The organism is Coleofasciculus sp. A1-SPW-01 (assembly GCF_040217205.1).
Taxonomy (GTDB): Bacteria; Cyanobacteriota; Cyanobacteriia; order Cyanobacteriales; family Coleofasciculaceae; genus Coleofasciculus; species Coleofasciculus chthonoplastes_A.
The window spans coordinates 1-13,112 of the sequence record NZ_JAVJNP010000190.1 but is presented as its reverse complement, the minus strand read 5'-3'; the positions used below and the strand labels follow the sequence as shown (position 1 = coordinate 13,112).

At 46.7% G+C, this 13,112-nt stretch carries 10 protein-coding genes; 7 read left to right on the top strand and 3 right to left on the bottom strand.

Features of this window, described 5'->3' with window-relative positions; genetic code table 11:
* Positions 1-213: 213 nt before the first annotated feature.
* Both RH949_RS27815 and RH949_RS27810 read right to left on the bottom strand, forming a co-directional pair.
* Positions 214-957: a Uma2 family endonuclease gene (locus RH949_RS27815; protein ID WP_006101231.1), complete on the bottom strand. Its 744-nt coding sequence runs from the start codon at positions 955-957 to the stop codon at positions 214-216.
* Between the two features lie 438 nt (positions 958-1,395).
* Positions 1,396-2,826, bottom strand: a complete 1,431-nt coding sequence (locus tag RH949_RS27810; protein ID WP_446357718.1) for an efflux RND transporter periplasmic adaptor subunit — start codon at positions 2,824-2,826, stop codon at positions 1,396-1,398.
* A 53-nt stretch (positions 2,827-2,879) separates the two neighbouring features.
* Between RH949_RS27810 and tadA the strand changes: the two genes are divergently transcribed.
* The 7 genes from tadA (at position 2,880) to RH949_RS27775 (ending at position 9,724) form a co-directional block, all read left to right on the top strand.
* On the top strand, positions 2,880-3,440 hold the full coding sequence (gene tadA, locus RH949_RS27805; RefSeq protein ID WP_006101246.1) for a tRNA adenosine(34) deaminase TadA: 561 nt from the start codon (positions 2,880-2,882) through the stop codon (positions 3,438-3,440).
* 44 nt (positions 3,441-3,484) lie between these two features.
* On the top strand, positions 3,485-4,246 hold the full coding sequence (locus RH949_RS27800) for a lysophospholipid acyltransferase family protein (protein WP_006101049.1): 762 nt from the start codon (positions 3,485-3,487) through the stop codon (positions 4,244-4,246).
* A gap of 361 nt (positions 4,247-4,607) precedes the next feature.
* A complete protein-coding gene (locus tag RH949_RS27795; protein WP_446357715.1) occupies positions 4,608-4,877 on the top strand; it encodes a gamma-glutamyltransferase in 270 nt (89 codons plus the stop codon).
* Between the two features lie 329 nt (positions 4,878-5,206).
* Positions 5,207-6,667, top strand: coding sequence for a RecQ family ATP-dependent DNA helicase (locus RH949_RS27790; RefSeq protein WP_446357713.1), 1,461 nt, complete (start codon positions 5,207-5,209; stop codon positions 6,665-6,667).
* Between the two features lie 214 nt (positions 6,668-6,881).
* The gene (locus RH949_RS27785) at positions 6,882-8,576 is read left to right on the top strand and encodes a tetratricopeptide repeat protein (protein ID WP_446357711.1); all 1,695 of its coding nucleotides are present in this window, start codon (positions 6,882-6,884) and stop codon (positions 8,574-8,576) included.
* Positions 8,577-9,008: 432 nt separating this feature from the next.
* Positions 9,009-9,335 carry an ATP-dependent Clp protease adapter ClpS gene (gene clpS / locus RH949_RS27780; RefSeq protein ID WP_006101197.1) on the top strand — a complete coding sequence of 109 codons (327 nt, stop codon included), beginning with the start codon at positions 9,009-9,011 and terminating at the stop codon, positions 9,333-9,335.
* 89 nt (positions 9,336-9,424) lie between these two features.
* Positions 9,425-9,724 carry a DUF2103 domain-containing protein gene (locus RH949_RS27775; protein WP_006101256.1) on the top strand — a complete coding sequence of 100 codons (300 nt, stop codon included), beginning with the start codon at positions 9,425-9,427 and terminating at the stop codon, positions 9,722-9,724.
* Between the two features lie 110 nt (positions 9,725-9,834).
* Here the strand turns inward: RH949_RS27775 and RH949_RS27770 are convergent.
* A partial coding sequence (locus RH949_RS27770) for a CHAT domain-containing protein (protein WP_446357708.1) occupies positions 9,835-13,112 on the bottom strand: 3,278 nt, incomplete at its 5' end.

Genomic DNA, 13,112 nt, shown 5'->3' with positions numbered 1-13,112 from the left:
CCCTACTGGCGTGGCACACCTTATTTGATGAATTAGAATTGGTTCGTAGTGAGGGAACCTCAGCCCTCTCCAGCTAAGCGTTATAGCACTAAAGTGCTTACTACAAACAAAACCCTATTTTAGCTGTGCCACGACACTACGGGGTGAGACTTTGAACCCGTTTTAACGGGTTTAAGCTTTGAGCCAGAACTTTAGTTCATGGCTTAAGTCTTTTCAAACCTCATCCGGATCAATGCCCATTTCTCGTAAACGTTCAGCCAGTTGTTCGGCTCGTTGTTGAGCTTGTTCAGCTTGTTGTTGAGCTTGTTCAGCTTGCTGTTGAGCTTGCGCCGCCTCTTCTTCAGGAGTGAGTAACAACTCTCCTGCTAATGTCGCCCAACGCAGCCAGGTTGTTTGAATATCTTTATAGGAACCTTGCCAACGCACTAAGGCTAAACCTAACAGTTGGCTGACAAATCGTCCTTGTTCATCCAAGTCTATGGGTTGATACACGCCACCTTGTAAGCTAAATCCCGCCCAATCCTCTGAATCAAAGGGATTGTACCAAAAATATTCCGGGACTCTCACTTTGTCTTGGTAAATTTGTTTCTTTTCGGTTTTATCTTTGGTAGCCGTACTATCAGAAATTAATTCAATAACAACATCCGGTGCTTTGCCTTCATCCCACACAACCCAGCTAAGTCGTTCACCTTTGGGAACTCCCAACACGACAAAGACATCAGGACCACGAAAGTCTTGATTTTTAATTTGAGCTGCACTGAAATAGAGAAACATATTACCGCCAACATAGCCATCCTCTCGTTGAGCCAACCACGCGACAAGAGTATCCCTAAGCATTTGCATTTGCAGAAAATGTCGCTGAGTTTCCATAGGAATATCGTCATCACAGGGTAAGTCATACTGGGTTGGCGGTAGAGCTAAATCAACAGGAGCCGATTCAATCGTGGTTTGAGACATGGTTTTTTCTTAGATTGCGCCTATTTTCTTAACTGTAACGCCTGTGACTAGGCTATTTGAGAGATTGAGGAGAAAACCTATTTAGATTGGGTTGTGTTTTTCAACAAGTTGTGTTAGAGAATAGCCCCGACATCCGCCCGAAGCCCGAAGCCCGGAGTTCAAACTCCGGGCTAATAGCTCAAGTCCACTAAAGTGGACTAATATAGCAGTACCATCGTTTCAGGTGTTTTTATTCACACGATGCTATATAAGGCGAACATCGTGTGCCTGGGAACCCGTTTATCGGGATATATGGAACGAAATTTCCATAGAATCTTCCTTCTTCTAGAAGGAAGATTGTCAAGGTGTTTAACCGGACATGATGATCAATACTCCCGTTAGAAATTAGTCCGCGTAGGCGGACTTTGTTTGTGTAGCAGCGATTTCAATCGCCGTGGTTTATGGGGTTACTGATAAAATACTCAAACGCACCGTATCGCCATCCTTTAACGGTGCATCACTGCGAACGACAAACCGTTCCCCTGGCTTTAAACCGGATACAATAGCCACTCTACCCTTGGCGCGATCGCTTATTTCTACTTGACGTGCCTTAACTATAGATTCACCCCTATTTTCAACCACGACAAATACGGTTGCTTTCTCTGAGGTTTGAGTCGTTTTCGCCGTCTGAGTCTCTCCACGCCCTGACTCTCCACCAACCTCTAACGCTGTTTGCGGAACTACGACTTGGGCTTGGGTATTTGGGGTGAAGCGAACTCTGGCTAAAAGTCCACTCCCAATTTGACGATTCGGATTGGGAATGGTGACTTCTACGGGAATTTGTAAGGCTTCACTATCTGCTGCTGGCGAAATTCGGGTCACTTTTCCGGAAAACGATTCATTGGCAAGTGCATCTAAATGAACTGTCACAGACTGTCCCACCTGAATATTCGCCAATTCTCGATCAGAAACTTGGACTTCTACTTTTACCTGAGAGAAATCCCCTAACTTCAGCAGTTCACTTCCCGGTGTCACCAGATTCCCCGATTCAGTGACTCGTTCTAATACCACACCATTAATCGGGGAGGCGAGTAACGAATAGGATTGACGTTCCTTATTTTCAGCTAAAATAGCTTGCTGCGCCTTAACTCGTTCTTTTGCAGCAGCGACAGCTTGTTGTTCCGTGCGAATTTGCTTGAGGGTGGCTTGCAGGTTTTGTTGGGCGGTGGCGGCGGCGGTTTGGGCTAATTCGGCTTCTTGTCGAGAAATAGCGCCTTCTTGCGCCAGGTTTTGGAGTCGTGTCGCATCAACTTTAGCTTGTTGCAATTCTAACCGGGCTTGTTCTGCCCTGGCTTGGGCATTCCCCACCTGAGTTTGGGCGCGGGCGACTTCTGAATTGAGGGCGGCGAGTTCAGCTTGGGCTTCCGTTACAGCCGTTTGTAATAAGGCGTCGTCAACTTGAGCTAAAATTTGTCCTTGTTTAACCCGATCGCCAATATCAACCGCTAGATTCAACACCCGCCCTTCAATTTGAGAGCGCAGGGAGACATCCCGTAGGGGTTGAGTGTTACCTTTATACTCTATGGGTTCTATCACCCATCCCGTTTCTGCGATCGCGGCATTTACGGCGGTACTGGTTTTCTCTTCTGCACCAGGGGGGTTGGGTTGCGCCCCTGCTTCTGTCTTGGGACTATTCCCACATCCCGTGAGAGACGGTACAAGTAAAATAATCCACAGCACCAGAAAACCCCAATAGTTAGGACTGGCTGAATAAGTATTGTGGTGAGGGGAAGCATGTAGAGACGCGCCATGGCGCGTCTGGGAAGCTAGGGGAGCCGCAGACGCTGAATGACTCAATTGATGCTGAGAGTACACGCTTTTAGTTCCCATTAGAGTAAATTTGTCAAGGGGGGTTTTAAAGTTTCTTCATATATCTACTCTAAATGTTACCGCCCATTAATCAAGTTGCCTATCAAAAGCATCGCCACTGGATGAACAGGTCCCTCGCGATCGCACAATCGGCGGGTGAAGCGGGGGAAGTCCCCGTTGGTGCAGTGATTATTGATAATCAGGATAACCTCATCGCTACCGGAGAAAATCGGCGAGAACGCGATCGCGATCCCACCGCCCACGCGGAAATCCTCGCCCTACGTGCAGCCGGACAAGCTTTAAATACTTGGCATTTAAACACCTGCACCCTTTATGTCACCTTAGAACCCTGCGCCATGTGTTCTGGGGCGATTATCTTGGCGCGGCTAGGGTTGCTGGTGTATGGTGCAGATGACCCAAAAACTGGCACAATCCGCACCGTTGCCAATAGTCCTGATAGCGCCTACTCCAACCATCGCTTACCTGTCTTAGCGGGGATTATGGAAACCGAATGTCGAGAGTATCTGAAATCCTGGTTTGCCCAACGACGCCAGCGCGATCTACAATCAACGCTTAACCATGACATTAACAGAACTGTCCCTTCAGTAGACGACAGGGGTAGTCAGACCTCATAAGGTAAGAGTGGAGAGTCGAAACACAAAAAACCCAATCCCTTATGATGCAACTCCAATCCCGTGAACAGAACCAAACTCCCTCAACCTTGGACAAGCCTGATTCAAAGACGGTCAATTCCGCCAAAATAGTTCCCGTCAACTCCAATGTATCCCCTTGGTTAACCTCAATCTTCTATCCGTTGGGGCGTCGTATCCTCATGCCCCTTTATTTTGGGCGGCTGCAAGTGACGGGACAAGACAACATTCCCAAAACCGGTCCGGTTATTTTAGCACCCACCCATCGATCGCGTTGGGATGGATTAACCATGGCTTATGCCGCTGGCAAACCTGTCACAGGAAGGGATTTGCGATTTATGGTGTCGCAAGATGAAATGAAAGGATTACAAGGCTGGTTTATCCGCCGCCTGGGTGGGTTTCCGGTGAATACGAAACACCCGGGAATCAGCAGTATCCGGCATAGTGTTGAACTCCTGCGTCGTGGCGAAGCCCTGGTGATGTTTCCCGAAGGTAATATTTTTCGTCATGGTGACGTTAATCCACTGAAACCCGGTATGGCACGAATTGCCCTGCAAGCCGAATCCAATCAACCAGGTTTGGGATTGAAAATTGTACCCGTTAGCATCCGTTATAGTGACCCTGTTCCTCAGTGGGGTTCTGATATTGACATTCAGATTGGATCTGCTTTAGATGTCGCCAAGTATTGCAACCAGTCAGCTAAAAAAGGCGCTCAACAGCTAACCACGGATCTAGAAATAGCACTGAAACAAGTCGATCAAAAGCTAGAAGTAATCAAAGAAGCTGTTTAAGTTGGTGGGAAAAATTAAAGTTAACGGTAGGGATCGTCATTCGTCAGGCTTAAATCTCCGGCTGGTGCTGTACTATAGGTTGATGTGAATAGTCCTCCCCCTGGGGTTAGAGTTAAATTCGGGGTCACAATAGAGATTGAACTTCCGGGTATTTCCCAGTAGGGTGAGGATGATCCCTGGACGCTTCATGATTCGGTTATTTGGGTTGGACTTGAGAGTATATTAAGCGTTAGGGTGTGCGATCAGCTTTGCTGGTGCGCTTCGCGCGATCGCGCTTTTTCTAATCTATCCCGATTTCTCGTTTAATTGCTTCAGCTTGCTCAAATAATTCTCTGGCTTTCTGTCTCTATGGGATACTTAGTTGGACGAGTTGTCGGCTGTTTCCCTGTTATCCCCAACAGACGGAAGCGGTGAAGGGGGAACGGGGGATGGTGGTGACGGCGCATCAAGAAGCGTCACGGGTGGGACAAGAAATTTTACTGTCGGGGGAAATGCGATAGATGCAGGGGTGGGGGAACGGTTGGTACAGGAGGAGTTGGCGGAAACCTTGAGTGCGATCGCGCGATCAGGAGCTTCGGTATTTTATCAGGGTAGAATAGCTTGGGCGATCGCTTATCGGATAATGGTCTAAGTCCTGGATATCCGCCTCGGTTATCCCTACAATCACTATATAATCGCTATAGGCGGCGAGAAACGCTTCCGGACTAACCTTTATTGACATACAAAACAACCATTAACCTTAAAAAATAATTAAGCTTTATTGCTCTGATTTTTAGAATAGTTTTAACAAAAAATTTAAGCCAACTTGATAAGATTTGCTTGAAACAGGCTTATGCTAGGGTAGTGATTGACTAGGGAATCCTAAACCATTGTTCCCTTAGTCAGTAAAAATTAACGTTTAAAGACAAACAAGTATCAGGTTCAGATATCTACACCTGTCCCTAACCTATCTGCATACCCATGAGCATGACCGAAACCACATCCTGGAACGATGTCCGCATCGCCTTTAAAAAAATATGGGGATATGATAATTTCCGTCCGCCTCAAGGTGAGATTATTCGGAGTATTTTGGAAGGGCGAGATGCACTGATTGTGTTACCGACAGGTGGGGGAAAATCAATTTGTTTTCAACTTCCCGCCCTCTTACAAACCGGATTAACCTTGGTGATTTCCCCGTTAGTTGCTCTAATGGAAAATCAGGTACAGGAATTACGCGATCGCAACTTACCCGCCGCCCTGTTACATAGTCAATTAACCCAACAACAACGCCGAAAAACCCTGCAAGCCCTAGAAAACCAGGAACTCCGATTACTTTACCTCTCCCCAGAAACCCTATTAAGTGCGCCCGTTTGGGAACGACTCTCTCAGCCCCATCTAAAAATTAATGGATTAATTCTCGATGAGGCACATTGTCTGGTTCAATGGGGTGATACCTTTAGACCCGCGTATCGACGCCTAGGGGCAGTACGACCCACCCTACTCAAGTCTAAGCCACCCGGCAGCCAAATCCCGATCGCCGCATTTACGGCGACGGCTGATCCCAGCGCCCAAGACACCATCAGTAAGGTGTTGCAATTACAACATCCCCAAGCCTTTTTAATCAGTCCCTATCGCCAAAATCTTAACCTAGACGTGCAAATTGTCTGGACACCACGGGGACGCCGCCAGAAGATGTTACGCTTCATCCAAGCCAGAAATCGGCAATCGGGGTTAGTTTATGTCCGTTCGCGGCGAGATGGCGAGGAATTAGCCCAATGGTTTGGGGAACGGGGGTATGCGACAACCGCCTATCACGCCGGGTTAAGTTCCCAAGAACGGCGAGAGATTGAACAGAGTTGGCTGAGTGGCAAAACCCAATTTGTGGTGTGTACCTGCGCCTTTGGGATGGGCATCAATAAGCCTGATGTGCGTTGGGTGGTACATTTTCAGCCTCCCCAATTATTATCAGAATATATCCAAGAAGTCGGTCGCGGTGGACGCGATGGCAAACCCGCCGACGCGCTGACGTTGATCAGTGAGCCGACGGGGTGGTTAAATTCAGAGGATAAGCAAAAGCGTCAGTTTTTTGTCGATCAGATGCGATCGCAATACCAACAGGCACAACGCTTAGTCAAAAAGCTACCTGAACAGGGGAATGTCGCCGCCGTCTCCCAGGAATTTCGTCAGGGTGAAGTCGCATTAGCCCTGCTCCACAGTGCGGAACAATTGGAATGGCAAGATCCCTTTCACTATCACAAACACCCATCCCCCGATTCCCGCGCTTTGGCTCAATTAAGTTCTCACCAAGTTCAGGTACAGAAACTGATGACACAATACCTGACAACTCGCCAATGTCGTTGGCAGTTTTTACTCAAGGCGTTTGGGTTTAAAAAGGAGGCGATGGGATTAAAATGTGGACATTGTGATAATTGTCGGAAATAGGTGTCATGGGGAATGGGCAATGGGCAATGGGCAATAGGCAATAGGGAAGATGGGGAAGAAAGAGACACTTGTAGGGACGTTCAGGTGCTTGAAAATCGTCATCATCCTCTCTCTCTAGATGAGAGAAATAACCTTTCCGTGTAATCAGTGTGACCAACCTCTCACCCCCTACCCCTATCTCTCCAATAAATCTGCGAAATCAGTGTTTTGACGAATGACAAATAACAAAATTATTTCTATTTTTCTAAGTACCTTTTTATGGGTAACTGTATCCTCCTCCCAGAGTCTAAACGCTCAAGGTGAAGAGGGATTACAGTTACAAGATTTTAGTTACTGGGCTAACCTCTGTGCTTCCCAAAAAGAGGCGAAAAACTATGAAGAAGCCCTAGAAGCCTGTGATCAAGCGATCGCGTTGAATCCTAATGAACCTCAAGCCTGGATTGATCGAGGTGATATTCAACGGGCATTAGATAATTATGCCGAAGCCGCCGCCTCTTATGGGCAGGTGATTCGCCTAGAACCGAGACATTCTGAAGCTTGGGCAAAGCGCTGCGCGGCAAATATCCAGTTGGCAAACTATGAAGCCGCAATCACTGACTGTGAAACAGCGTTGCAACTTGATGAAAACTGGGATGAGGTGACACGAGCTTATGCGTTGTATCATCAAGGGTTAGCTCTTTGGGGACAAGCCGAACGAGAAAAGGCGCTATTTTCTTTTGATTTAGCGGTTCAAAGTAATCCCAATTATTCCCTGGCTTGGGCGCAACGCTGTCTGTTATTGTCCCAATTTGATCAGACGTATGATGCCCTCAATTCCTGTGAACGAGCATTACAAGTGAATGGGGATTGGGGAAATCGCACTCCCGCGATCGCGTGGACGAATCGTGGTAAAATTCTGGCTCAGTTGAGACGGTATGACGCCGCTCTAGAGTCTTATGATCAAGCCCTGGCGATTGACCCCAAGGATGCAACCGCTTGGACAGAACAAGGTAAAGTTTTACTCATTATTGGTCAACTGGGTGAAGCGTTAACCTCTCAGGAATGGGCGCTGAAAATTAGTCCCGATTATTCGTTAGCCTTAGCCAATCAATGTGCCACGCTGAATCAACTGAGTGAATACGAAGATGCTTTAGCCGCTTGCGATCAAGCGATTCAAGAGGGAGATGGGCGTTGGGGAGAAGAAGGGGCGGCGTATGCGTGGAGTCATCGGGCGGATGCGCTGACGGGTTTAGGTCGATTTCAAGAGGCGTTGGCATCCGCTAATCGGGCGGTAGCACTCAATCCTGACTATGCTGATCCCTGGAGTAGTCGGGGGGCGACGCTGTGGTTTATGGGGCGGTTTGAAGAGGCGCTAGGGGCGACAGAACAGGCGATTGCGATTAACCCCAATTCCTCGAAGGGTTGGTTTAACTATGCCCGAATTCTGACCACATTGGGAGAGTATAATGAAGCGCGTGCTGCTTATCAACGGGCGCTGTTAGGGGATGCGAACGTGGGCAATATTCTGACTCTGGCAGAGATTTGGGTGAATCTGAGTGGCTTAGATTTCCGTTTGCAACGCTATCAAGAGGCGATCACCGCAGCCGAACGAGCAATTGGCATTAATCCGGATTTGGCAGCAGCATGGTATAATAGGGGGTTATCACTCATGGCATTAAATCAATACCGTGATGCTGTAGTCACTTATAATCGTGCGATCGCGATCGATGCAGAGAATGCTGATTTTTGGGCAGGTAAAGGCATAGCGCTACGGTTTTTAGAGCAATATCCTCAAGCCTTGGAAGCCTTGCAAACCGCATTAGAATTGAATCCATCTCATCCGCAAGCATTGGTTAATCAAGAGTTTGTTATGCAAAAGTTACAAACGCCTAATGGGATGGAGGCGTTGCCTAATTCAGGGGTTAGGTAAAATCGAAAAATCTGGATGTTAATGCTTCTCCCCTACGAATGCGTGATTTCCTATCCGTTCTACAACACTTACAGCGCTTTTCAAGTGGTGGGGAGGGCGGGTTTTGTTGTTCAGTTATTGGTGACTAGCTGAATTGATTCCCTAAACCCGCCCCTACAATTGTCCCTAAACCCCCATTGACAATCTTTAATTTTACTTGTGTCCACCGATTTATGAAACATTCTAAACCGTTAACGGCATACCGTGATTATCCTCATGGGGTTGATGCTGTTGAGGATAATACGCCTACCCTTACCTCAGACGGATTTTAACGTTGCGATCGCAGAACCCTATGGTAGACTTCCGTGATGAATATGAGTAACTGATGCCAAACTGCGGTAAACTAGAATAATACGTTTTTGAATTTTTTAGCAGAATTTTGTTACAAGCCCTATGACTGTGGTAATTTCAGCAGCTCGTTCAGCGACATCTGCTGCACCAACTCAAGCTCCTGAAAAATCGCGTCAAGTTACCCGCAAGCCTTATCCTAACTATAAGGTGATTGTTCTCGATGATGATTTCAACACCTTTCAGCATGTCCATGACTGCTTGGTGAAGTATATTCCCGGAATGAGCAGCGATTACGCTTGGAAACTGACGAATCAGGTTCACTTTGAAGGTCAAGCCATTGTTTGGGTTGGTCCTCAGGAACAAGCTGAACTCTATCACCAACAGCTAAGTCGGGCTGGATTAACTATGGCTCCCCTGGAGGCGGCGTAAATGTAGAGACGTAGAATGCTACGTCTGGGAGAGGGGGTAATGATTTTGCACAAAACTGATCGATATGCAATTTAGATGTACAACTTATCATGGGTAAGTCCAATGGCGGTAGACTGGTTTGGAATCACTCAACTCACTTACCCGGGTTGATTCCGGTTCTAGAACGTCTCACTAGCTATACAGGGATTCAAACGATTACGCCGGCTGTCATTGGACGGGCGAGAAGTCATCGTCCTCGCTTAGAATTAAAAGTGTCTGTACCCATTCGCGGTGGATATAAAATTATAGCTCGCTCTGGTAAAACCTTTCAAGAAGTGTTTATTGTTACTGAGTTGAGTAAGCGAGAATTAGAAGGTGCGATTTCACAAGCCTTGAAAAAGAAAAAGTAATCAGTCAAGTGTAGATGCGGTGTAGGGGCGGGTTTAGCCGCTTAATTGCGATACCCACTGATAACCTTTAAACAAAACCCGCCCTTTTCCTTCTAAGCTTATCCCAATTTTTACCACGGACTTCCCACTAATGTAAACGCACTCCAATAATAAGGATGCGTCAATTCTCTATCGGGTAAATCAGCTAACTGGGGCGGTAAAGGAATCGTATAATTCGGAGTCACCAATTGACCATTTTCTATTCGCACCTCACCCCGAATCATCGCTAACTGTGCCTGTCGCAATGCTTCAGCTTTAATCGGGACTTCTTTTAACTGGGAATAAAAGGTAGTCATTAACCCCAACGTCGCGTCATCACTGACATACCAGAGACTACCCAACGCTGATTTTACTCCCGCTTGTACTGCCAAGCCAGTAAATCCTAACTCAGCTTCTTCATTCCCTAACGCTGTACGACAGGCGCTTAATACCATCAGTTCCACAGGTGGATTACTTAACCCCAATTCTCGAATTTGGTTCAAGGATAGTCTAGTATCCCAAAACTGGATATATGAGTTTTCCGGCTTACCCGATTTAAACTCCCCATGGGTAGCTAAGTGCAGGATACCAAACGGGGTTCGATTGCGAACTGTTTTCAATCTTTGGGGAGTAAACGTATAATTTAGAAAGGATTCACCCTGCCATAATTTATCAGTAATCGTCGCCAACTCAATCGGGACAGCCGGTAAAGGATTTTGATCTTGAAATTCAGACGCCCCCATTGCCAACACCTCCAGATTTCTCACATCCACATAGCGGGTATCCGTCAGCGATAAACTCGGCATCAACCCAATACTATAGCGTTCCAAAATAAACCCATTCCCATCATGCAAAACCGCCATCGGTAAAGAACGCAACCCCACATCCACAACAAACGCCAAATTATTAATCTCTCGACTCGCCAACTCCGCTTCCAAAGGGGCAATTAACCACTGATAAAGCTGTTGTGACACCGGAAGATAAGGACGAGGAATCCGCACATCCGTCACAGCGCGACGCAATTGTTGACTCCTATTCAAAACCTTCTCTCGCGTCGCCCCCGGTACAGAAAATCGCATCGGTTTCCCCTCAGCCGTCACCAAAATCAACTCGAATTGTTCCCCTGAAGAAGACAACAAATCCTCCTCAGACATCGCCACCAAACCGCCATCCCCCTCTGCGAACCTCTGCGCTACCCTCTGCGTTCCTCTGCGTTTCCCTAAATGCTTAACTGACGCATTTGTCGGCACAAACATGACATAAACCAGCGCAGGTTTTACCCCAGCCACCCGTTCAATTCGTTGTAACGTGGCTTGGGCTTGTGCCAAGGTAATAATTGGCGTATCCCCTAACCCCAAATACTCCTCATATTGATTCGTAAACGCCGCTTCAGCTTCAGCTATTGGATTGAAAACCGGGGAACTCGCGACTATCGCACTCTCTTTTGTGATATCGTCAGTGTCATCAGTCTGGGAACAATAAGGTGGACAAGTTCCCGTAATTGTCGGGGTAATAATCTGAATATTTCCTAACGTGAAACTACCCGGAAACGATTCAAACGGGGAAATCGTAAACTCACCACTACTAATCCCTGCACTTGTCCCATTGGTTGTTCCATCTCCCACATCAAACGGAGTTCCTTGCACACCGCCCCCGTGACGAATTGTAATATCACCACCTTCGATTCCGCCTGCTGTAGAGATACTGGTAAGACTCCCATTTTGGTCAGTAAAATCGTTCGTAGCCCGGAAAAATCGCTCTGTGGTGATATCAACATTACCGCCGTTTCCATTACTCCCACCTTGGGCATTAATCACGCTAACCTGAATATCGCCACTGGGGTCTAAAATAACATTACCGCCATCACCAACACTCCCACTGGTATTAATTTCGCCTGTTGTAATCGCCTGTTCTGCTTGGATTACGATATTACCGCCGCTGTTTCCAGAACTATTCAGGTTTCCAGTAGTAACGGTGCTGTTATCGCTGGTTAAACTAATGTCCCGACTGGGATTGAAAATATCGCCCGTGCTGATATCTTGGTTTGCCAATAGCGTTAATGTGGCGTTGTCGTCTCCGAATAACGTACCGCTTGTGTAGTTAATCGAATTGGCTTGTAAGGTAACGGGGTCATTAAATGTCGCATCACCCGCCAATGTGATTACACCCGTGTTATTGTCGCCTCCGATAATAAGTTGAGTAAATCCGTTTTGTAGATTAGTGAGTTCGTTGGTATTAAGATTCAAGCGAGTATCATTAATCGTGTTGCCAATTGTAATGCCTAAATTAGGGTCTAGTGGTTGGATTTGAAGTAGAGTATTGCCTTGAATTGTTCCTAACCTGATTTCATTAGCCGTGAGACTTATATTACCTAATCCGCTAGCGGCAATTCCACCATCATCTCCAACTAAAATTCCCTGGCTGGTGTTATCTGCGCCGTTAACTATTCCTTCTAGACTAATATTACCTGTCCCGGTTGTTTGAACAACACCGCCACCAAACCCTAAAACAGTAAATCCACCTACCCAAATTCCATAATTATTTGTTCCAGTTCCCTGACTGGTTCCCTGAAGGAAAATATTACCGTTTATTGAGGTAACTCTGGAGTTTTCTTCGATAACGACAATACCATCATTACTCATCGTTCCTTGTCCACTTGTTCCCACGAGAGTAATGTTTCCACTTCCAGTGGATTCTACGCCGCCGCCAGCGACAATAGAAATACCATCGTTCCCGAATACTCCATTACTGGTTGCGTCAGTTGTACCTGTAATTTCAATCGCACCTGTTCCTGTTGATTGCACTAAAGCCCCCTCTTGAATCGAAACACCGTGATTTTCTTGTCCAGTACCATTACCACCAGTACCTGTTAGGCTAATATTTCCATCACCTGAAGAAACACGAGAATTTGTCCCAACAATCCTGATTCCACCATTAATATTTTGTCCGTTTCCACCCGTTCCCTTAAAACTAATTGTTCCGATTCTCAACGATTCCACTACACCACCGTCTGTGACAAGAATACCGAAGTTTTCGTCACCCATGCCAATACCTGTACCCGTCAGATTAATATCTCCATCGACTGAAGAGATACTCGAACCTGCATCTCCCAGTCTTATCCCACTATTATTATCCGTTCCGGTTCCGCCTGTACCTGTCAGGGTGATATTTCCATTTTCGGAGGATGTCACTACACTACCCTCGACAATAGAAATACCATCATTAAATTCTCCTGTTCCCGCACCACCATTACCTGTCAAACTAATCGTTCCATTTACGGAAGAAACAGTCGAACCCGCATCTCCCATTCTTATCCCATCATTATTATCCGTTCCGCTTCCGCCTGTCCCTATCAGGGTAATATTCCCGG

Excerpts from the sequence above, each read along its gene's own strand:
- RH949_RS27785 (WP_446357711.1), top strand. The coding sequence starts at position 6,882 with ATGACAAATAACAAAATTATTTCTATTTTTCTAAGTACCTTTTTATGG.
- RH949_RS27800 (WP_006101049.1), top strand. The coding sequence starts at position 3,485 with ATGCAACTCCAATCCCGTGAACAGAACCAAACTCCCTCAACCTTGGAC.
- RH949_RS27790 (WP_446357713.1), top strand. The coding sequence starts at position 5,207 with ATGAGCATGACCGAAACCACATCCTGGAACGATGTCCGCATCGCCTTT.
- clpS (WP_006101197.1), top strand. The coding sequence starts at position 9,009 with ATGACTGTGGTAATTTCAGCAGCTCGTTCAGCGACATCTGCTGCACCA.
- RH949_RS27810 (WP_446357718.1), bottom strand. The coding sequence starts at position 2,826 with ATGGGAACTAAAAGCGTGTACTCTCAGCATCAATTGAGTCATTCAGCG.
- tadA (WP_006101246.1), top strand. The coding sequence starts at position 2,880 with ATGTTACCGCCCATTAATCAAGTTGCCTATCAAAAGCATCGCCACTGG.
- RH949_RS27775 (WP_006101256.1), top strand. The coding sequence starts at position 9,425 with ATGGGTAAGTCCAATGGCGGTAGACTGGTTTGGAATCACTCAACTCAC.
- RH949_RS27815 (WP_006101231.1), bottom strand. The coding sequence starts at position 957 with ATGTCTCAAACCACGATTGAATCGGCTCCTGTTGATTTAGCTCTACCG.